Annotated in this window: 15 protein-coding genes; 10 read left to right on the forward strand and 5 right to left on the reverse strand. The window is 54.4% G+C overall.

Translation table 11 applies throughout. The features are described from left to right. Window positions 1-129: 129 nt before the first annotated feature. Window positions 130-1848, reverse strand: a complete 1719-nt coding sequence (locus tag BLV85_RS06540) for a sirohydrochlorin chelatase (RefSeq protein WP_090413479.1) — start codon at window positions 1846-1848, stop codon at window positions 130-132. A gap of 173 nt (window positions 1849-2021) precedes the next feature. Next, window positions 2022-3323 carry a DUF2325 domain-containing protein gene (locus BLV85_RS06545; RefSeq protein WP_090413481.1) on the reverse strand — a complete coding sequence of 434 codons (1302 nt, stop codon included), beginning with the start codon at window positions 3321-3323 and terminating at the stop codon, window positions 2022-2024. A 631-nt stretch (window positions 3324-3954) separates the two neighbouring features. On the opposite strand from BLV85_RS06545, the gene BLV85_RS06550 reads away from it, so the two are divergent. Both BLV85_RS06550 and BLV85_RS06555 read left to right on the forward strand, forming a co-directional pair. Further along, the gene (locus BLV85_RS06550) at window positions 3955-6450 is read left to right on the forward strand and encodes a 3-hydroxyacyl-CoA dehydrogenase/enoyl-CoA hydratase family protein (protein ID WP_090413484.1); all 2496 of its coding nucleotides are present in this window, start codon (window positions 3955-3957) and stop codon (window positions 6448-6450) included. Window positions 6451-6554: 104 nt separating this feature from the next. Beyond that, window positions 6555-7754 carry an acetyl-CoA C-acyltransferase gene (locus BLV85_RS06555; RefSeq protein ID WP_090413486.1) on the forward strand — a complete coding sequence of 400 codons (1200 nt, stop codon included), beginning with the start codon at window positions 6555-6557 and terminating at the stop codon, window positions 7752-7754. Between the two features lie 423 nt (window positions 7755-8177). On the opposite strand, the gene BLV85_RS06560 is transcribed toward BLV85_RS06555, so the two are convergent. Next, a complete protein-coding gene (locus BLV85_RS06560; protein WP_245725111.1) occupies window positions 8178-8942 on the reverse strand; it encodes a hypothetical protein in 765 nt (254 codons plus the stop codon). Between the two features lie 641 nt (window positions 8943-9583). On the opposite strand from BLV85_RS06560, the gene BLV85_RS06565 reads away from it, so the two are divergent. From BLV85_RS06565 to BLV85_RS06595, 7 genes are all read left to right on the forward strand, one after another. Then, window positions 9584-11977 carry a DNA internalization-related competence protein ComEC/Rec2 gene (locus tag BLV85_RS06565; RefSeq protein WP_090413488.1) on the forward strand — a complete coding sequence of 798 codons (2394 nt, stop codon included), beginning with the start codon at window positions 9584-9586 and terminating at the stop codon, window positions 11975-11977. Between the two features lie 242 nt (window positions 11978-12219). Further along, window positions 12220-12798, forward strand: coding sequence for a diaminobutyrate acetyltransferase (ectA, locus tag BLV85_RS06570; protein ID WP_218132785.1), 579 nt, complete (start codon window positions 12220-12222; stop codon window positions 12796-12798). Next, a complete protein-coding gene (ectB, locus tag BLV85_RS06575; RefSeq protein ID WP_090413489.1) occupies window positions 12785-14113 on the forward strand; it encodes a diaminobutyrate--2-oxoglutarate transaminase in 1329 nt (442 codons plus the stop codon). The genes ectA and ectB overlap by 14 nt, the downstream gene beginning before the upstream one ends. Before the next feature lie 4 nt (window positions 14114-14117). After that, window positions 14118-14513: an ectoine synthase gene (locus BLV85_RS06580; protein WP_090413491.1), complete on the forward strand. Its 396-nt coding sequence runs from the start codon at window positions 14118-14120 to the stop codon at window positions 14511-14513. A 12-nt stretch (window positions 14514-14525) separates the two neighbouring features. Next, complete coding sequence (thpD, locus tag BLV85_RS06585) at window positions 14526-15467, forward strand: ectoine hydroxylase (protein ID WP_218132786.1); 942 nt, start codon at window positions 14526-14528, stop codon at window positions 15465-15467. Window positions 15468-15520: 53 nt separating this feature from the next. Beyond that, on the forward strand, window positions 15521-16930 hold the full coding sequence (locus BLV85_RS06590; RefSeq protein ID WP_218132787.1) for a sodium/proline symporter: 1410 nt from the start codon (window positions 15521-15523) through the stop codon (window positions 16928-16930). A gap of 195 nt (window positions 16931-17125) precedes the next feature. Beyond that, window positions 17126-17446, forward strand: coding sequence for a hypothetical protein (locus tag BLV85_RS06595; RefSeq protein WP_090413495.1), 321 nt, complete (start codon window positions 17126-17128; stop codon window positions 17444-17446). 102 nt (window positions 17447-17548) lie between these two features. Here the strand turns inward: BLV85_RS06595 and BLV85_RS06600 are convergent, their stop codons facing one another. Then, on the reverse strand, window positions 17549-18034 hold the full coding sequence (locus BLV85_RS06600; protein WP_090413497.1) for a hypothetical protein: 486 nt from the start codon (window positions 18032-18034) through the stop codon (window positions 17549-17551). Between the two features lie 170 nt (window positions 18035-18204). On the opposite strand from BLV85_RS06600, the gene BLV85_RS06605 reads away from it, so the two are divergent. Continuing rightward, on the forward strand, window positions 18205-19764 hold the full coding sequence (locus BLV85_RS06605) for a glycoside hydrolase family protein (RefSeq protein ID WP_090413499.1): 1560 nt from the start codon (window positions 18205-18207) through the stop codon (window positions 19762-19764). A gap of 29 nt (window positions 19765-19793) precedes the next feature. Here BLV85_RS06605 and argA read toward each other — a convergent pair whose 3' ends face one another. Beyond that, complete coding sequence (gene argA, locus BLV85_RS06610) at window positions 19794-21137, reverse strand: amino-acid N-acetyltransferase (RefSeq protein ID WP_090413501.1); 1344 nt, start codon at window positions 21135-21137, stop codon at window positions 19794-19796. Between the last annotated feature and the right edge of the window lie 35 nt (window positions 21138-21172).

Raw genomic sequence — 21172 nt, forward strand, 5'->3', positions numbered from 1 at the left:
CGTCAGTGGGAATAAAGGGCGGGCCATGCAATTTTTGCTTGTTCAATCAAAAAAATGGCAAATTATCCGATATATTTCAAGCTTTGGGTACTAGTGTGCTGGCTGGCTAACAAAAATGAATGCTGTCGATCAGTGATTCATCGCTTGGGCGTACTGCTGCATGCCTTGATGAATTTGTTCCTCTACCCACTGCGTAAACAGTGGGTGGGGCGCGAAGCCGCTGCCCAGTTCAAATTGCAATCCGGCCAGGAATCTTTTCTCTGGACCAGTGGCGGTTGTGCGAGCGGGAATCACGATTGCCTTGCCATCGTGCTTGCTGGCTTCCATGACCATGTTTCTGACTTTTTCGATCCAGGGGGCGCGCTTGTCGGGCCAGTCTTCGCGCCAGGTTGCTACCTGGATGGCCTTGAATTGCTGGCCGCCGTTATGGCGCATATGCTGGGCGATTCCTTCCAGTTTATTGAGCCAGGCGAGATTGCGTTGATCATCCTTTGTGCCATGCGCAACGACAATGACGGTTTCCTTGGCAGGATCTTTGGATAATCCAAGTGCGCGATCGAGCAGTGCAGTGGCAAACAGTGGATGGTCGTCATAGCCGCCAGTGAAGATGACAGGCAGGGTGGTCAGGATTCTGGATGGGGATTCACCGGGTTTTCCATGGTGGCCATGATCGGTATGTTTGCCAGGATTATCGGGGGTGGTCTGCCCGGCACGCCGGTTCTCGAAATCCAGACCGGTCAGCTGCTCGATTTCCTTGCGGAATGAGCTACCAGTTGCGTAGGCGCTGACTATGATCGCTGTTTTTGCGCCGCGTTGTTCCAGTTTGCGTAATGCGCGTTCGATTGTGCCAGGGTCTGCCATAGAGAAGGCAAATTCGACCAGATAGCGCTCCATCAAAGGTTGTACGGCTGTTCGCAGATTCTCGTTCCAATGGAAATCAGAGCCATGGGCAAAGAGAATGACGCCGGTACTGGCGGGGGTAAGGGACTGGCTGCGGTTGGCCTCGCGTGTCATCCAGGTGGTCAGGTATTTGGGATCAGCCGGACGATCGACCAGTTTGGCATGTTCCGGGAGCAGCCATGTCAGACGTGCTTCGAGCGACATCATGCTGTCATGCCTGGGTCCGAAGGCAAACGGGAGGACATGGAATTGCTTGTCCGCCTTGGTGGATGAGCGAGATTTGAGTGCCGTGGCGAGCAATTGCTTGATATGTTTGAAATAGGCTTCTCCATCTTCATCTTGACCTCTTTCTGGAAGAATCAAGGTTTGGATCGATTGCACGTCCAGGCCGTTTGCAGCGTGATGGACTATTTGCTCCCAATCCTGTTGCATGCCCTGTTGACTGGCCTCATCTCTGGCGCCATAGCCGACGATCAGCAAATCCTGACCGGCGATTGATGGTGTAGCGCGCATGCGGCCAGCGAGTTCCTCGACCGCGATATAGCTTTTTCCATAGGCACGGGCGAATGACAGGGAGAGATCCGATTCTTTCTGGATCAGCAGTTTCCGGACGAGTTGATAGCGTGGGGTCGAGGTGGACAGGAACAGAGGCAGCACGACGACATGTTTGGCGCCCCGGTTCTGAAGCGAAGCCAGACTAGATGTCAGGGACAGATTTGTGCGTTCATCCGTGACAAAGACTAATGCTGCATTGTGATGTTGCTCGAAATTTGCGAATGCATCGCGAATTTCTTCGTTGCCGACAAAACCGCGATCGGCGGCAACGACCAGAAACCCGGTGGAATCGTTCTGCTGGGTGTCTTGAGCTTGTAAAAGGGCAGTATGCAGCATGGCAATGAAAGCGATAATGAGTAAAACTGGCTGTTGCAGCGCAGGCCAAAAATTCATAAACCCTCCATGAGATGATGATGGTTATTGGTTTGTTGATGATTTCAATGAGATGCTTGGTTAAGGGTGCGCCACTGCCAGAAACAATCATGCCAGCGCACCCGGTTTCATTTGCATAGCGCATGCGGATCCGCTCCGGTTGATAGGGTGTTTGCCCGCATACGTTATGCCATTCACATGGCAGTGCCGTGAATGGTGGTATTGCCGGTTGTAATCCTGGTCAATGCCGTGGCAAAGCTGGAGACGCCCATGCCTTTAAAGAGCAAGCAGGGAATATGGCTCAGGCGGCAGAGTCGTTTGACTTGGTAATAAGCGGCGTGACTTACGCAATCAGTGGGGCAGATGACCGCGTGTGCGCTGTATATCATTTCGGGTAGGCGTGACAGGGCATCTTCCTGGCCGCCGTCATGATGGGCCAGCTCGAGTCCCATTTGCCTGGCAAGCGCCCGGTATTTCGGCAGCAAAGTGATCTTGCCGCCCACGCACAGTATGCAAGGACAGGATCCGGTGTCATCCGTCGCACTGGCCTTGCTCCCATCCGCGTCATTGCCGTGGTCAGCATGCTGTGTGAGCAGCAGCTGTTCTAGTGCATCCCGTTCCTTGCGCAGATTGTCGCATTGGTGTTGTATGGCAAATAAATCCTGTTTGGCGCGTTTATATGCCTGATCGAGCTGCTTGGCGCCTTCAGCCTTGATTCGCAATTGTTCGTTTTCGGTTGTCAAGCGCATCAAACGTTGTCCCATTGCATGCATGGCCTGACAGGATTCCAGTTTCTCCAGGCGCTGGCGGAGCATTTCGGCCTCCTGCTGGCAAGCCTGCAGGCGCTTGATTTCTGCCAGCGCCTGGTTCAATTGAGTGCGCAAGCGGGATTCTCTGGTGGCGTGCTGTTGTTTGTATTTTTCCAGTGTGCCGGTTGTTTCCAGCAGCATTTGTTCCGATTCCAGTAGCCTGGCTTGCGCCGAGGCGAGATCGATAACTGCCTGATGCATATGCATGTGTATGCAGTCGTGAATGCGTGCCTGGCTGGCATCGCCAATGCGTTTGTGGGTCAATGCCGCCCATAACGGGCCGGCAATTTTTCCTTGTGAAAAATAGTGCTGCCAGAGAAGCAGCACTTCATCGTCGCTTTTGGCACTCTCAAATTGTTTGATATATCCCTGATATTGCTTGTCCAGATACTTGTGAATGGCTTCAGAAAAGCGGTTTCTGCTGGCGGCGCGGCAGACCGCCTCGACATGCAGGGCATGCGTGTGGCTGATGGGCGCATCAAAATGAAAGCGCTGGGCAAACCGCTCCAGTTCTGGAGTCGATATGCAGATGCCGATAATGGGGCAGTGAAAGGTGCGGTTCAGATCCCAGATTTTTGTGCGTTTTATAGGAGAGGGTGTGATTTCAACGGTAATGGTCTCGGGCAGTTTTCGTGCTTGCGGCCATGTATCGAATGAAGGTTGTTTTTCTATTACCGGGCTGTTCATACTCGGATCTCCGTATTGGGCATTCGTTCTCAAGGGTGGTTGGTGCTTGAAAGTTAATAATAATACAAATGATAATCATTATCATTAAATGATTCAAGTGGTGTGAATTTGACCGGGGTGAATTTGTTAGGAGGCTGTCCGAGAATAGCTGATCTACTGCGGACGAACCTGCCAGGCTGGATTTTTCGATCCTTTTCGTTGAATAGAACCACTATTCGCCTCAAATGATCGAACAATCCCGCTCAGCCAGCTTCGCCCTCGCTACGATCGCTATTCTCGGACAGCCTCCTAGTCTGGATTACTGCCTATTACTGATTTCAGGCATAAATCTTAATTGAATCAAGGGATTGTTCCAGTTACTCCCTATTGAGGAGTAGGTCTCTAATTAATTTTCAGTGAGGGGATGAAGTGCAGGGTAATCTTGCATCAGTTTTAGGGTGCATGACATGCATTTGCGCTTGCCGGCATCCGTTTGTGTGCCCCTGTTTGCTGAGGGATGCTTGCTCTTTGCGGTTCATGCTTGTAATCTTTTTAATAAGAAAAGAAAGGCTTTGCGGTATATTGCTTGGGACCAGCCTGGCACAGGGAGGCGAGCAGTATTTTCCGATAATCTGATCAAACGGGGGGAAATTTGAATAATAATCCATTCATCGTGAGGAAAGCTGCAGTATTGGGCGCAGGGGTCATGGGCGCGCAAATTGCAGCACATCTGGTCAATGCCAACATAGAGACGCTATTGTTCGAATTGCCTGCGCCATCCGGCGATGCCAATGCCAACGTTATCAAGGCGATTGGCAAACTGAAAAAACAGGAACCGGCGCCATTGTCGACCATTGCCAAGGCGGGCAGTATCGAGCCTGCCAACTACGAGCAGCACCTGGAAAAGCTGCGGGATTGCGATGTCGTCATCGAGGCGATAGCCGAACGCCTGGATTTGAAAGCACAGCTATACGAGAAGGTTGCGCCGTTTTTGCATGATCGGGCCATTTTTGCGAGCAACACTTCCGGCCTATCCATCAATAAGCTGGCCGAGACGGTACCGGAATCCTTGCGCCCGCGTTTTTGCGGCATTCATTTCTTCAATCCACCACGCTATATGCATCTGGTGGAAGTGATTCCGAGCGCGCACAGTGACGGGGAGGCGTTGGATGTGCTGGAAGCCTTTCTGGTGACCGCTCTGGGCAAGGGGGTGATCCGCGCCAAGGATACGCCCAATTTTATTGCCAATCGGGTGGGTATCTTTTCCATTTTGTCGAATATTCATCATGCTCAGCAATACGGGTTGCGCTTCGATTTGGTGGATAAGCTTGCCGGGACGCTGATCGGGCGGCCCAAGAGTGCGACCTTCCGCACGGCGGATCTGGTCGGGCTGGATATTCTCGCGCATGTGATGCAGACCATGCACGATGAACTTGCCGATGATCCCTGGCACGAATACTTGGCTGTGCCGGATTGGTTGCAGAAACTGGTGGAGCAGGGCGCGCTCGGGCAGAAGAGCGGCCAGGGAATCTATTACAAGCAAGGTAAGGAGATTCATGTGCTGGACCCGGCGACCGGTGATTATCGACCGTCTGCAAGTGAAGTCGATAGCGAGGTCGAGGCACTGTTGAAGCAAAAGGATCCGGTTGCCAAGTTTGCCGCCCTGCGTGCGCATACCCATCCGCAGGCCCAGTTCCTGTGGGCGATTCACCGTGATTTATTTCATTATTGCGCTGTGCATCTGGCTGCAATCGCTGCTAACGCACGCGATCTCGATCTGGCTGTGCGCTGGGGATTCGGCTGGCAGCAGGGGCCATTCGAGATTTGGCAGGCGGCAGGCTGGCGCACCGTTACGGAATGGATCAATGCCGACATCGATGCCGGTCAATCCATGGCCCAGACACCCTTGCCGGATTGGGTGCAGGCGGTTGGTCAAGGTCCGGCGCAAGGCGTGCACGCGCAGGAAGGCTCCTACGCGCCCGCGGCAGACAGCCTGCAGCCACGATCACAACTGCCGGTCTACCGGCGCCAGCTGTTTCCTGATCGCTTGGTGGGCGAAACAGCGGCCTATGGCGAGACTGTTTTCGAAACCGATGCATTGCGCATGTGGCACACCGGTGACCAGCTTGCGATCGTCAGTTTCAAAACCAAAAAACACACCATCGATGATACCGTATTGCAAGGCATGCAGCAGGTCATCGCGGAAGCGGAGCGGCATTTCCGCGCCTTGATTCTCTGGCAGACCGAACCGCCATTCTCGCTCGGCGCCAATCTGCAAAAAGCGACCGAACGGCCAAAACGCGAGGCGCCGCCATCGGCATTCGATGAGTTTGTTAAGAAGATCAAAAAGACTGCGCAGTCCACCATTCTGCAGGCCGCTCGCAGTCTCGATATGGCCGATGCGCTGATGGCCGGGAAACTGGCCGAAGTGGAAGCGATGATTGCCCGTTTCCAGCAAGTCTCGCAGAGCCTGCGCTACAGCATGGTGCCGACGGTTGCGGCAGTCGATGGCCTGGCCCTGGGCGGCGGATGCGAATTTGTCATGCATTGCGACCGTGCAGTGGCGACATTGGAGACCTATATCGGGCTGGTCGAGGCAGGCGTGGGCTTGCTGCCGGCTGGCGGCGGCTGCAAGGAGTTTGCAATGCGGGCCGCGCGGCATGCGATCGATGGCGACCCTTTTCCTTATCTGAAGCATTATTTCGAAACGGTTGCAATGGCGAAACTGGCCAAAAGCGCAGAGCAAGCGAAGGCGCTCTCCTACCTGACGCCAGCCGATACGATAGTCATGAATCGTTTTGAGTTGCTGCATGTGGCTAAGGCTCAGGCGCTTGCGCTGGCCGAAGTCGGTTACCGGCCGCCTTTGCGTTCGCGCGAAATCGTGGTGGCCGGTTCGACCGGTGTGGCCACCATCAAGGGCACATTGGTCAACATGCGGGAAGGGGGCTTTATTTCCGAACATGATTACCTGATAGGCGGCAAGATCGCGCATGTGATGTGTGGCGGCGATGTGGTGGCGGGTAGCCGGGTGGATGAGGACTGGCTGCTGGAGCTGGAACGCGCCGCCTTCATTGAATTGCTGGCGACCGAGAAAACCCAGGCACGGATTGCGCATACGCTCAAAACCGGTAAGCCGCTTCGCAACTGAGGGCGGTTCGGCCAGGCCGGTCAATGTTTTGAATATAACGAAACAGTGCCTGCTGGCGCCGCTCTCTCAGAATCCCGATATTCAAGAATCAAAGGAAAAGTCTGATGACCAAACAAATTCAGGATGCCTATATCGTTGCCGCCACGCGCACCCCGGTCGGCAAGGCGCCGCGAGGGATGTTCAAGGATGTGCGCCCCGATGATCTGCTGGTGCATGTCATACGGTCGGTATTGGCGCAATGCGAGGGGTTGGACCCGGCAGCGGTCGACGATGTCGTCGTCGGTTGCGCCATGCCGGAAGCGGAGCAGGGTATCAATGTGGCGCGTGTGGCTTTGCTGCTGGCAGGATTGCCTGACCGCGTGCCGGGCATGACGATCAATCGTTTTTGCGCTTCGGGATTGCAGGCAGTCGCGATTGCCGCGGATCGTATCCGCCTGGGAGAAGCCGATGTGATCATTGCGGGCGGCACCGAAAGCATGAGCATGATTCCCATGATGGGCAACAAGGTGGCGATGAACCCGGCATTGTTCGTGAACGATGAGCATGCTGCCATTGCTTATGGCATGGGAATTACCGCCGAAAAAGTGGCGACCCAGTGGAAAATTGGACGCGAGGACCAGGATGCCTTCGCGCTGGAAAGCCATCAGCGAGCAGTGCGGGCAATCGAACAGGGCGAGTTCAAGGACGAGATCTCACCTTATGCTGTCGAGCAAAACTGGCCGGATTTGTCTGCTCGTGAAGTTCGTCATTTGTCAGTGATCAGGGATACCGATGAGGGTCCGCGCGCGGATACGAATCCGGAAGCGTTGGCCAAATTACGATCTGTCTTTGCGGCCAAAGGGTCGGTGACTGCGGGCAACAGTTCACAAATGTCCGATGGTGCCGGGGCGGTATTGGTAATGAGCGCGGCCGCCTTGCAACGTTTCAATTTGACTCCAATCGGCCGGTTTATCGGTTACAGCGTGGCCGGTGTGCCGCCTGCAATCATGGGAATCGGTCCGGTTGAAGCAGTCCCCAAGGTACTGAAACAGACCGGGATGAAACTGGATGATCTGGATTGGATCGAACTGAACGAAGCCTTTGCCGCGCAGAGCCTAGCTGTCATCAACGATTTGGGGCTCGATCGTGCCAAGGTCAATCCTCTGGGCGGCGCAATCGCGCTCGGCCATCCTCTGGGCGCGACTGGTGCGATTCGTGTCGCCACGTTGATGCATGGCCTGCGACGCCGTAATCACCGATACGGCATGGTGACCATGTGTATCGGCAGCGGCATGGGGGCCGCCGGTATCTTTGAAGCACTGTAAGTCCCTCGGGTTTGATGCTGTGTTGTGATACCCAGTTACAATATTAAGGGCTTGCCTCAGAAGCTGTGTGGAGATTTCCGTTTTGGACCTATCTTCCAAACATCATATTCATGGTGGTGATGCATTGTCGCTGCAAAGCGTCTGGATGGCCTGCTCCACTATTGGTTTTGATAACCACGAATGGACACGAATACACACTAATGATTGAGTGGCGATTTTTATTTTGGTAGCAGGTCTGATTACGGGTCAAACGCAATCGAAGTGGTTTTCATTATTGGTGTGTATTGGTGTCCATTCGTGGTTCTGGTTCAAGGCTATGCCTGCGCATTGTCCGGCTGACGTTAAAAAGTTATGGTAGTCGGGAAAAAGCCTGGCTGCAGAAGCAGTATGTATTGACACGCATCATGTGACGGTTGCTGGTAGTCAGAAAGCATGAATCAATCGCCAGGCAACTGTCCACTCGGTCCGTTTGGAATCTTCCAGCTTGGAAGGGCCGCCGCCCACTTGCAAGGAAGTGTGGGGGGTAAAGTCGTAATGGATTTGCGGCACCAATCGATAGCGCCATTTGCCCCAGCGAGGCATCTCGTTGTTGACTTCGAAACCCAATGTCAGCTGTCGGGAAACAGCATAGAAAAGGCTGTTGTTGAGCAGTCCGTTGAAGCGTTCCCGTTTTTCCGAAAAATTGTTGCGTACGCCCAGCATGTGGAACATGCTCCACTTGTTGGAAAGTCGCATGCCATTCAAATAAAGTGTGTCGGTCAGATAGGCTTTCTCATGCCGGTCATAGCGGCCAATGATTTGCCAGCCATGGATCATGCGTGCACCGAGCAGCGTGCCGATTGTGCCCTGGAACGCAAGTTTGTATTCAGCCACTGAAAAATCCTGGAATGGCAATTCCAGCTCGATTGCATAACCGTCGAGGAATGCATATTCAATTTCCGGCGCCCATTCGGTATGGCCGGCGCGTAAAGCGTGGTCAACCAGTGTATTGATTTCCAGCTCGCCCTTGGCCGCACCGAGTGGTCTGACCAGGTCAAACAGCATCGGTTCCGGAATGTGGGGGATGACGCTGCTTTGCGTGGCGTCCAGTGGTCCAAATGTATGATTGTTGTTGGAAGCGTTGGCGCTGGCAATGATCGCTGTGGACGTCATGACAGCCAGCAGCATGAAAACATGTTTGGTTGGCATTCTGATCTAGCAAGATAGGTTTTATTAGCTTGGGGGCAAAATTTGTAGGATTGCCGTAATTGCTGGCTATAACGGCAGATCACAAATGAATCCTGAATCCTTCTAGGAGGCTGTCCGAGAATAGCGATCGTAGCGAGGACGAAGCTGGCTGAGCGGGATTTTTCGATCATTTGAGGCGAATAGTTGTTCTATTCAACGAAAAGGATTGGAAAATCCAGCCTGGCAGGTTCGTCCGCAGTAGATCAGTCTGTTCTCGGACAGCCTCCTAGGATCGTGCGAGTATCCTGAACTTCAGTGAAAACATAGCTATCTGTGCGCCACAGCAATTGCAATTTCCTCAAAATCATCATTATCTTCATGACGAGCATCGATCCCTGCTGCGCCCCGCCAGTTTGCGGATTAATGGGGTGTTGAGGGGCTGACTGCGAGCAGGCATGCCCAAATAACTTCTCAGCCGGTTACCGATTCTGACGTAAACATTATCAGTTGTTAATATTTCAGAATTGCGAGGAGGCGTGAGTATTTTGCAGCGAGCCATAAGCATGGATGAAACGCTGGCCATTTCCATAACGCCCAGCCATGGCGAATGGCCGCCACCCAGGCTAAAAGCCGGTTAGTTTATCACTACCTGGCCATCGTTTGTGCCTATCCTAAAATACAGCCTGGCATTCGTGCTGGGGGCCATTTTATTGCAGCAACAACCGCAGCTGCCGGATATGTCCCTGGCTGTGGGCTGGGTGTTGGCCGCAGGGCTGGCGCTGTTTCTGCGGCGCTATTGCACCGGTCCGGCTTTGTCTGCAGGAAGATTTTTCCTGTACGGTGTTGTGCTGGGCGCCGGATTTCTGTGGGCGGCTTTTTGCGCCCAGGCAAGATTGGCGGACGCTTTGCCGCAGGCATGGGAGGGGCGGGATATCAGCCTGATCGGTGTAGTCGCTGAGATGCCGCAGCGCGACCGTCAAAAGATACGATTCCGGTTTGATGTCGAACAGGTGCTCACGCCCGATGCCACGGTCCCGGAGCGTATCCTGCTTGCCTGGTATCGGAACAAGCGGCATATGAAGCGTCCCATGCCCGAGATGCGGGCAGGTGAGCGTTGGCGGTTGCGCGTCCGGCTCAAGCGTCCGCATGGTAATGCCAATCCGCATGTGGCTGACTACGAGGCCAAACTGCTGGAGCGCCAAGTGCGTGCGGTGGGATATGTGCGCCCGGCGTCCAACAACCAGCGTCTGGAGGATTGGCGCGGGAGCTTGCGCTATGGATTCGAGCGGATGCGGGAGAATGTGCGCGCCCGCTTTAGGCATTATTTGCCGGATAACCCCGATGCCGGTGTATTGATTGCCCTGGCGGTGGGCGATCAGCGCGCCATCCCTACGGCGCATTGGCAAACGTTCACGCGTACTGGCACCAATCATCTGATGGCCATTTCGGGATTGCACATCACCCTGGTGTCCGGTCTGATCGCCATGGCCGTGTATGGATTGTGGCGGCGCATGACCTGGCTATCACTGCGCTTGCCGGCGCGCAAGCCGGCGCTATTGGCGGGATTGATCGCAGCCTTGGCATATGCGTTGCTGGCTGGCTTTGCCATTCCCGCCAAGCGCGCCTTCTTAATGTTGCTGATCGTAGTGGTGGCATGTTGGCATGACCGGCGGGTCTCCATGCCAGCCGTACTGGGATGGGTGCTGCTGATGGTCGTGATCGGCGATCCCTGGGCTGTCATTTCACCGGGCTTCTGGCTGTCGTTCGGAGCGATTGCTCTGATTGGCTATGCTTTATCCGGGCGCATCGGCCAACCCGGCAAGGTGGCCGGCTGGGTGCGCATCCAGTGGATGATCACACTGGGCTTGTTCCCGCTGCTTCTCACCCTGTTTCAGCAGGTGTCATTGGTATCGCCGATTGCCAATGCGCTCGCCATTCCGGTAATGACTTTTGCCGTAGTGCCCTTGACCCTGCTGGCGGCTGTGCCGGGCTGGGAATTTTGTTTATCGATCGCGCTTTTTATTCTGCAGGGCTTGATGACCGGCCTGCAGGGGTTGGCCGAGCTTCCTCCTGCCATTTGGCAGCAGCATGCCCCGCCAGCCTGGACGGTGGCGGCAGCGGTAGCGGGTGTACTGTGGCTCATGTTGCCCGGCGGGCCGGGGCTCGGAATCCGGGCGGGTTTTCCGGCACGCTGGTTGGGTTTGCTGATGGTATTGCCCCTGTTTCTCGTATTCCCGGACAGGCCGGCAGAGGGAGAGCTATGGTTGGATGTGCTCGATGTGGGGCAGGGCTTGGCAGTGGTGGCGCGTACGCGTGATCACGCCATGCTCTATGATGCCGGGCCGAGCTACGGCGACAGCGACAGTGGCAAGCGCATCATCGTGCCCTATCTGCGGGGCGAAGGCATACGAGCACTTGATTTGATGATTATCTCTCACGCCGATTCGGATCACAGCGGTGGTGCGTTGTCGGTACTGCAAGTAGTGCCTGCCAGGATGTTGCTGGCCTCGCTCGGGCAGGACCATCCGGTCCGGCAGCAGGTGGCTGTTAACCGGAACTGTTTGGCAGGAATCGCCTGGGTATGGGACGGCGTGCACTTCGAGGTATTGCACCCCCGGCAGCCTAGCTATCTGGCGCAGCGGCATAATACCAACGAATCGAGCTGTGTGCTGAAGATCACGACCCGTCATGGCAGCGTGCTGCTGCCGGCGGATATCGGCCGGTCAACCGAAAGCGAGTTGCTGCGGCAAGTACCCGGCTTGCTGCCAGCCACGGTCTTGATTGTTCCGCACCATGGCAGCAAGTCGTCTTCTTCGCAATCTTTTGTGCGCCAGGTGAATCCGGCCTACGCAATTTTTACGGCGGGTTACCGCAATCCTTTCGGGCATCCGCGAGCTGAGGTGGTCAATCGCTACCGCGTGCAAGGCAGCACACTGCGGCGCAGTGATCGGGATGGCGCAATCCTGCTGCGTTTTGCGCAAGGCGGGGTGGAGATCGATAGCTGGCGCGCGCTCAAGCGCCGGTACTGGCATGATAGGTGGTTTGAAGAAGAGTAGCCATGTGGCCGCATTGACCCGACACTTTCATTGTCATTGCAATTTTTTTTAAAAAATTAACAGGCATGAATTTCATAGAGTGCGGTAGTGTGGTAAGTGAATGATAACAAAGAGCTTTGTTGGGTTTGGACTTTATAGAAAACCACGCTGATTTTCCATGTTTGGAGGGGTTTCGCATTTGACAGGACTATGCAACTTCCTATAGGGTAATAAACAAGCAGTGATCTAAAAGTTGAAAACTATTGACCGAAAGTAAACCGCAGGACGCATATTTGGAAGTAAAGCAGCACAGTCGTATCGTTATTCGCCAACCTTTTTCCACGGATGGGGCATCTGTAAATGCACTGATTGCAAACTGTCCACCGCTCGATCAAAACTCTCTTTACTGCAATTTGCTGCAGTGCACGCATTTTTCAGCAACTTCCGCCCTGGCCGAACAGGATGGCAGGGTTCTCGGTTTTGTTTCAGGCTATCGGTTGCCGAATGAACCCGAAACACTGTTTATCTGGCAGGTAGCAGTAGACCCTGTCGCGCGAGGCAAGGCCTTGGGTAAACGGCTAATCCTCGATATTTTGGCGCGTCCCGCATGTGCCGGCGTTTCCATGCTGAAGACCACTGTGACTTCGCCCAACGCAGCATCAAGGGCGATGTTTGAAAAAATAGCAGCGGCATTGGGCGCACCTCATCAACGCACACTGTTGTTTGACCGCGACCAGCATTTGGGCGGCCAACATGACAGCGAGTTCCTCATATCCATTGGCCCGTTTCAAGTATCGGGCAGGGTAAATCAAACAGAAGGAAAGAACCATGACCACACATAAAGCAGCCACAACGGCAGATCATATTAGTACCGATATTTTCAAACGCAACGAGTCGCAGGTGCAAAGCTATGCACGCTCATTTCCTTGTGTTTTCGAGCGCGCCGAGAACGCTACCCTTTATGATAGCGAGGGGCGTGGCTATCTCGATTTTCTGGCGGGCGCCGGCAGCTTGAATTATGGCCATAATCATCCAGTGCTGCGCGATGCGCTGCTGGCGTATATTTCTTCGGGTGGCATTACCCACAGCCTCGACTTGCACACCCGTGCCAAGGCCGGATTCCTCGAAGCCATGCGGACACATATTTTCGAGCCGCGCGGTCTGGATTATGTCATTCAGTTTACTGGCCCGACCGGTGCCAATTCGATTGAAGCCGCGATGAAAATAGCCCGCAAGGTCAAACGGCGTACCAATATTGTGTCGTTCACCAATGGTTTCCATGGCGTCACGTTGGGTTCGTTGGCGGCAACCGGTAACCAGCATCATCGCGGAGGCGCCAGCATGTCCCTGACAGGAGTGACAGCAATGCCCTATGATGGCTATATGGGTGATGAGGTCGACACCATCGATTATTTTGAAAAAGTGTTGGGAGATGCCAGCAGTGGTCTTGATCACCCTGCTGCGGTTATCCTCGAAACCGTGCAAGGTGAAGGTGGGCTGAATGTGGCATCCTATGAATGGCTGCAGCGCTTGGAGCGCTTATGCCGCCGTTACGATATGCTGCTGATCATCGACGATATTCAAGCAGGTTGTGGTCGCACGGGCAATTTCTTCAGCTTTGAAGCCGCCAATGTCAAGCCGGACATCGTGACCTTGTCCAAATCACTTTCTGGATATGGCTTGCCGTTCGCAGTGACATTAATCAAACGTGAACTCGATATCTGGGAACCGGGCGAACATAATGGCACCTTCCGCGGCAACAACCACGCTTTCGTGACCGCGGCAGCGGCGATCGAAACATTTTGGCGCGATGATCAATTTGCCAAATCCGTTCAGGCCAAAGCGGCGATGCTAACTCAACGCTTGCGCGCCATTGCCGAGAAACATGACAAGGGTCTCATCAAGGTGAAGGGACGCGGTTTGATGCAGGGCATTGACTGCGGCAGTGGTGAGTTGGCTGCGGCCGTTAGCCGTGCCGCCTTTGCGCGCGGCCTGGTGATTGAAACCAGCGGACCCGATAGCGAAGTTGTCAAATGCTTGTGTCCGCTTACAATCAGCAATGAAGATCTGACGCGCGGTCTGGATATTCTGGACCAAAGCGTCGCGACGGCCGTTGCCAGCCAACGTAAACCTCTCAGTAACGTAGTGGCTGCCTAGTATTATGATCGTGCGTAATTTGAAAGATGCGCGCAACTCTTCTCGCAGGGTTGTCGCGCAGAACTGGGAAAGTACCCGTCTGCTGTTGAAAAATGATGGCATGGGTTTTTCCTTCCATATCACAACCATTTATGCCGGCACCCTGACCGAGATGTGCTATCAAAATCATCTGGAATCGGTTTACTGCATCTCCGGTCACGGGATGGTCGAAACCCTGGATGACGCCAAGCAATATCCGATCACACCCGGGACGATCTATATTTTGGATCGGCATGATAAGCATGTCTTGCGTGCCGATACCGAAATGGAGCTGGCGTGTGTTTTTAATCCACCACTTAATGGCCGTGAGGTGCATGACGCCGTTGGCGCCTACCCTCTAGAGGCCGAAACTGTCGAATGATGAGATATAAAAATGAAAGAGCAACTTCAAGCGGGCTTTGTTACAACACAAGCTGATTGTTATCCATCGCGCGTGCATGCCATGCCGAAGGTGCTGGCACGTCAGGATCCTGTCGTCTATAGCGACTGGACAACCGCGTCACCTCTGACACGCGCGCAAACGGAAAGCTATGCCCGGGACGGCTTTCTGGTGCTGCCGCATTTGCTTAAACCTGGCGAAGTTGTCTGTTTGCAGCGTGAAATGGCGGTGCTGCAAGGTGACACAGAGGGCGTTGACCCGGAACTGCTGATTCGGGAACCTGGCAGCGGGGCGCTGCGCTCGATCTTTAAGGTCCATGAAATCAGCCGGATTTTTACGCGTCTGGCCGGCGACCGGCGCCTTGCCGGTATCGCCCGTTTTCTGTTGGGTGATGAGGTTTACATCCACCAGTCGCGTCTCAATTTCAAGCCAGCCTTTCGGGGTAAGGAATTCTACTGGCATTCCGATTTCGAGACTTGGCATGTCGAGGATGGCATGCCGCGCATGCGCGCTTTGTCGATGTCGATCGTGCTGACACCCAACCGTAGCTATAACGGGCCGCTGATGCTGATTCCGGGTTCGCACCGGCAATATATCAGCTGTGTCGGGGAAACGCCTGATAATCACTATGTGCAGTCGCTCAAGAAACAGGAATACGGCGTGCCCGATGACGATAGCTTGCGCGCATTGGCCGAAACTGGCGGCATCGAGACGCCCTTGGGACCGGTTGGGACTGTAATTTTATTCGATTGCAATACCATGCATGGTTCAAACAGCAATATCACACCCTTTCCGCGCAGTAACTTCTTTGCCGTGTATAACGCGCTCAGTAACCGCTTGGTAGCGCCCTTCGGCGGAAAACGCCCCCGGCCTGATTTTCTGGCTAAACGTGGTACGCCTCAGGCCTTGCCGATACACGAGGGCGATATCGCCTGAGACTGCACTGCCTCGCAGGCGCGCTATCAAAATAGGATCATCGCCACATGAGCATGGCTAGTTTTATTATCTTTCTGGCCGGCTTCTTGTTGGTTGGACTTGCCTCGGTGTTCAAGAGCCGCGGCACCAAAAGCGATTATTATATCGCCAGCCGTTCGGTTTCACCCGCCCTGACAGGCTTGTCAGCCGTCGCCACCAATAATAGCGGCTATATGTTCATTGGCGTGATCGGCTTTACCTATCTCACTGGCCTGGCTGCGATCTGGCTGATGCTGGGCTGGATATTGGGCGATTTTCTTGCTTCGCTATTCATTCACCGGCAATTGCGGATATCAACCGAGCATACCCGCGAGATCACCTTCGCCGGCGTGCTCAGTCGTTGGCAGGGCGGGGACTTGATCTATGTGCGCAAATTTGCCGCCGTCATCACGGTCTTGTTTCTCGGTGCTTATGCGGCAGCACAGCTCGCTGCCGGCGGCAAGGCATTGCATGTCTTGTTTGGCTGGGCGCATCAGTCCGGTGCCATTCTGGTCGCAGTTATCGTGGCCGGTTATTGCTTGGCAGGGGGCATACGTGCATCGATCTGGACTGACGCAGCGCAATCGCTGGTGATGGTGTGTGCGATGGGTCTCTTGTTCATAGTGGGTGTGGATGGCCTCGGGGGCATAGACGCGACCTGGCAGCAATTGGCGCAAATTCCACATTACCTGAACTGGTTCCCCGATAACCTGCTGATGCCTGGCTTGGGGGGTGTGATGCTGTTCGTTGTCGGCTGGATGTTTGCGGGTTTCAGTGTGATTGGCCAGCCGCATATCATGATCCGCTTCATGGCGCTGGACAATGCCAACCACATGCGCCAGGCGCGTGTCTATTATTACAGTTTTTTTACGATATTCTATGCCTTGGCGACCGGTGTCGGCATGCTGTCACGGCTGTATCTGCCCGAGCTACAAGGCATGGATCCCGAGCTCGCCTTGCCAACCATTGCGATGCAGCTGTTGCCACCGGTCCTGGTTGGTCTGATCCTGGCGGGCATTTTTGCCGCGACCATGTCGACAGCCGATGCCTTGGTGCTTGCCTGCTCGTCAGCATTGACCCACGACCTGGCGCCCAGGCGGCTGGAAAAAACCTGGGAGATCAAGAGCATGACGCTGGTGGTGACAGCGCTGGCATTACTCATTGCGCTGGCGGAAACGCAGAGTGTCTTTAACCTGGTGATTCTTTCCTGGTCGACCCTGGCCGCTGCATTTGGGCCGCTTTTATTCATCCTGGTGCGCCGGCATCCGGTCGATGAACGGTTGGCGCTAGTCATGATGGCTTTGGGTATGGGCACGGCTTGGCTGTGGCGTTATTTCGATTTGCATGAGGACATTTATGAAGGCATGCCGGGCATGCTGGCCGGGTTGGCAAGTTATTACCTGCTCCGCCAGGTGCTGGTTCCCAGGGGGAGGAGGCCTGCCTAATTCTTAATGGTTAGGCGTTTGTTTGTTACAATTCAAGATTGACTCGCTGGCACATAACTTTACAATTCCAACCAATTACAATTCCAACCAATACCATTTCTCCCGCAAATCGGTTCAGTAGCATGACCTATTTTGCCGATAGCCGTGAAACCGTAATGGAGCAACCTGCGTTCAACCATCCCTAAACTGCTCATCATGATTACAGAGTCTGACTGGAAGAAGTTCAAAAAAATTAAAGAGGCCGCCCTGGAGAAATTTTGTGCGAAGGTGCTGACTGACGTTCAGGAAGCGACCAGCCAGGCGGATATGTCAAATTATGCCAAATACATCTATCTTTTCAAGTTGATCGAGAATGCAGACAAGCGGCTGTCACTGTTATTCGACAGTCACAGCCGGTCGAAAGCACGCATGCAGCTGATGCTTCTGCGCAGCGAAGGATTGGTTGCAGAAGATGATTTGGAGGGTCTGTCGGATGAACTGATCCAATCTACCGGGCCGATCGAAAGTAATCCTTGACAAGCCGCCTGCGTTCGCGCCGGACTCTGCTGCGCGGTATGCATCCTGCTCAGAAATTGGTGGCGCAATAATATAAAGCAGGCATCCGCTGGGGAGCGGGGCTCATTCCGGCCGCGCGCATGTTTGTAAATATTGCCAGGCCATGCGGCCCAGATGGAGGTTGCCCTTGAGTGAGGCGGAGACAGTTGCACCGTCGGTTGCTTTCAACATCAAGGAAAACCTGAAGGCTGGCATGAGGTAGGCCTGATCGATTCTGTCGTAGGTGTGCACCACTTCCGGGGCTGGCGAAACATATTCCATGACCGCATCCGGATTGGTGGGAGAATTGCGTGCATAGACGCCGGGCAACAATCTCATGTCATGGGCAAGAATCTCGGATGCGTCGGTATCCTGAAATGTTCTGTTCCTGAACTGCAGCAGGCGCATGGACCATCGCCCATCCTTCTGCAATTTTTCAGTGACGCAGTATGCAAGTACGGCATGATTTCCCGCAAAATTGCTTTCATAGGTTACGCGGTTTTTTCCAGGCTCGCCGATACTGGCGCAGGCGGTCAAAGATACCGCTAGGATTGTAATCAATGGTTTCATATCAAGAGGCTCCAGGAATTTGATGCTATTTGAGTATAAATATATTCTCTGATGCTGCCGATCGATATTATCAGACGAAAGTTTTACCTCTGGCTATTGCAATCATTACATCATATTTTCGTCTGGGTTATCTGACTAATGCTGCTTGTTTATGGGGTAGGAGCCATTCAATGTATGTAGAGTTTGACGGTACTCGCAAGACACTTGGTGATGTTGATATTGTTTATCACGATGATTGCTACCACCTATTTCACCTAGTATTACCCAATCATGATTACATCGCGCATGCAGTCAGTCGTGACGGGCTGCATTGGGTGCGTGTGGAAAATGCAATTTTCATCGGACATCCGGGCAGCTGGGATGATTCAATGTTGTGGACGATGCATGTGACCCCGGACCCACACCGGCCCAAGGGCTGGCGGATGTTCTATACCGGCATTTCCCGCCGTGATCACGGTTTGATCCAGCGTATCGGTCTGGCTGTAAGTGATGATCTGTATCATTGGCGCAAACAGCCGGTCGCTTGGCGGGATAACGAGAACAATCGTGGTAACGAAAATCCCCAATCATCATTGATTTCGGCACCGCTCGATCCGGCCAGTTGTTATCCCCTGGCGCCCGCGCCAGAACATTATGAAGCAGATGTCTGTGAAGGCAGGCAATGGGTGAGCTGGCGAGATCCGTTCTATTTCCGGGAGGATTCGCGCGGATGGCTGCTTTGCTCCGGCAGGGTCAACGATGGCCCCGTTGTCCGGCGCGGTTGTGTGGCAGCGATGGAGGAAGTTGAGGAAAACCGTTTCGTTCATTGCCCGCCGCTCTATCATCCAGGACTCTATGACGATATTGAGGTTCCCAATTTGCTGAAGATCGATCGGGAGTATTACTTGATTGGCAGTATACGCGAGGATGCCAAGATACGTTATTGGCATACCCAGCGCATGGGTGCGCCCTGGAAAAGTTATCATGATAACGTGTTGCTCGGCGAGGGAAATTACGCGGGCCGCATCTGTGCCGACCCTGGCGGCTGGCTGCTGTGGAGTTTCTTCACTCATGACCGGATGCGGCGCGATGTCGCCAATATGCTGCCGCCACCCAAGCGCCTGGTGAGAACGCCGTCAGGGCTGTTGCGAGTGCAGTCGTTCGAGAAGATACTTGATGCTGTCATCGAGCAGCTGGATGCGAGCACATTGCGCCCACTCAATCGATCCGGGCCCGAAGATCGCTGCCATGCAAGCGGTGACGGTTGTATTAGGCTCAGTGGTTGCTCGGGATTTCAACCCTTCCTGTTTGAGGGCGAACTGGACAGTTTCCGGTTGCAGGCATCGATGCGGTTAGGTGGCTCCGGGAAGTGCGGCATCGTGTTCCGGATTGATCGCAACACTCATGATGGCTTCTATCTTTCGCTGGATCTGATGAAGGGGGTTGCTCAAATACGGGACTGGGGCACCAACTGTGCGGCCACCGGGGAACAGATGATGCGGTTCGAATCGCTGCAGTCCGGTTTCTGGCAGGCGGAGGAGCGGGGAGTCACCCGCATTCAATTGATCGCATTCGGGTGCTACCTGGAGCTGTCGGTCGATGACCGAGTCGTGCTTTGTTTGGTGAGTGATGCCTATCGATCGGGTGCGGTCGGTTTTTATGTGGAAAGCGCCGCGCTCGAATTGCGCGATATTTGTCTGCAGCGGTTGAGGTCTCCGGCGCAATCGGATGAGAATCTGGCGGTCGGTTGATGCTGGCGCCCTCGGTTGGCTGCGCGGTTTCAGCTGGTCAGCCGCTTGACGAAGACCTTGGAACGTCGCTGGTAATTGTAAAGACTCTGCCTGGGCAGGGGGAGTTGGTCGAGCGTGGTTTCGACGAAACCGCGCTCGACGAACCAGTGAGCCGTGCGGGTAGTGAGGACAAACAGGCGGGTGTAGCCGCGTTTCCTGGCCTGATTTTCAAGATGGTCGATCAGAATGCGGCCCATGCCGGCCTTGCGATAATGGGGATGCACGGCCAGGCAGGCCAGTTCACAGGTCTGGTCGTCGGGAAAAGGGTAGAGCGCGGCGCAGGCGATGATGATATTGTCATGTTCGATCACCGTGAAGCGGTCGATTTCCATTTCCAGCAATTCGCGGCTGCGTCGAACCAGTACGCCTGCATTTTCCAGCGGTTCGATCAATTGCAAAATTGCGCCGATATCCTCGATTTCTGCCTGACGGATGATTTGCAGCGGATCGCGCGTGATCATGCTGCCGATCCCTTCATGCGTGAACAACTCCATGAGCAGTGCGCCGTCGACATGACGGCTGATCAGATGTGACCGTCCTACGCCCTGTTCGCATGCCTGCAGTACCCACGGCAGATAGAGCTGTATGTCCTCATCCAACGGTTGCGCTGTGGTCTTCTGCATGGCTGCGAGCAAGGCTTTGCCCTGTTTGACGGTCATCTCTTGTAACAGTTTCTCGCTGTCACCAGATGGCTGATAAATCCCCGGGGTGTTCATCAGGAAGATCAGTTTGTCCGCCTTGAGCGCGATCGCGACTTCGGCGGCGATGTTTTCCAGCGTGAGGTTAAAGATTTCTCCGGTGGGTGAATAGCCAAGTGGCGACAGCAGGGGAATGGCGCCTTGCTCGAGCTGATCGAGGATCGCAGCGGTATTGACCCGCCGGACCTCGCCGGTATATTGCAAATCAATTCCCTCCAAAACCCCGATCGGGCGGGCTGTCACATAATTGCCACTGGTGACGCGGATGGCGGAATTGGCCATGGGCGAGTTGGGCAGCCCCATGGATAACAATGCCTCGATTTCAACCCGGACTTTGCCAACGGCTGCCTTGACGCACTGGAGGGCAGCGGCATCCGTGACGCGTTTGCCCTGCACATAGGCAATATCCTGTTGTTCCATTTGCAGCTGGGATTCGATTTGCGGGCGCGCGCCATGTACCAGCACCAGCCGGATACCCAGGCTGGCGAGCAGATTGAAATCATGGACCAGCTCGACAAATTTCCCGTCCGAGACCACTTCGCCACCGAAAGCAATGACGAAAATCTTGCCCCGGAAACCATGAATGTAAGGCGTGACAGAACGAAACCAGCTGATAAATTCGGTATCCGATTTCATTGAGCGGATCTTGTGCGGTTAAGGACAAAGGCGTG

The sequence above is a fragment of the Nitrosomonas halophila genome (assembly GCF_900107165.1).
Taxonomy (GTDB): Bacteria; Pseudomonadota; Gammaproteobacteria; order Burkholderiales; family Nitrosomonadaceae; genus Nitrosomonas; species Nitrosomonas halophila.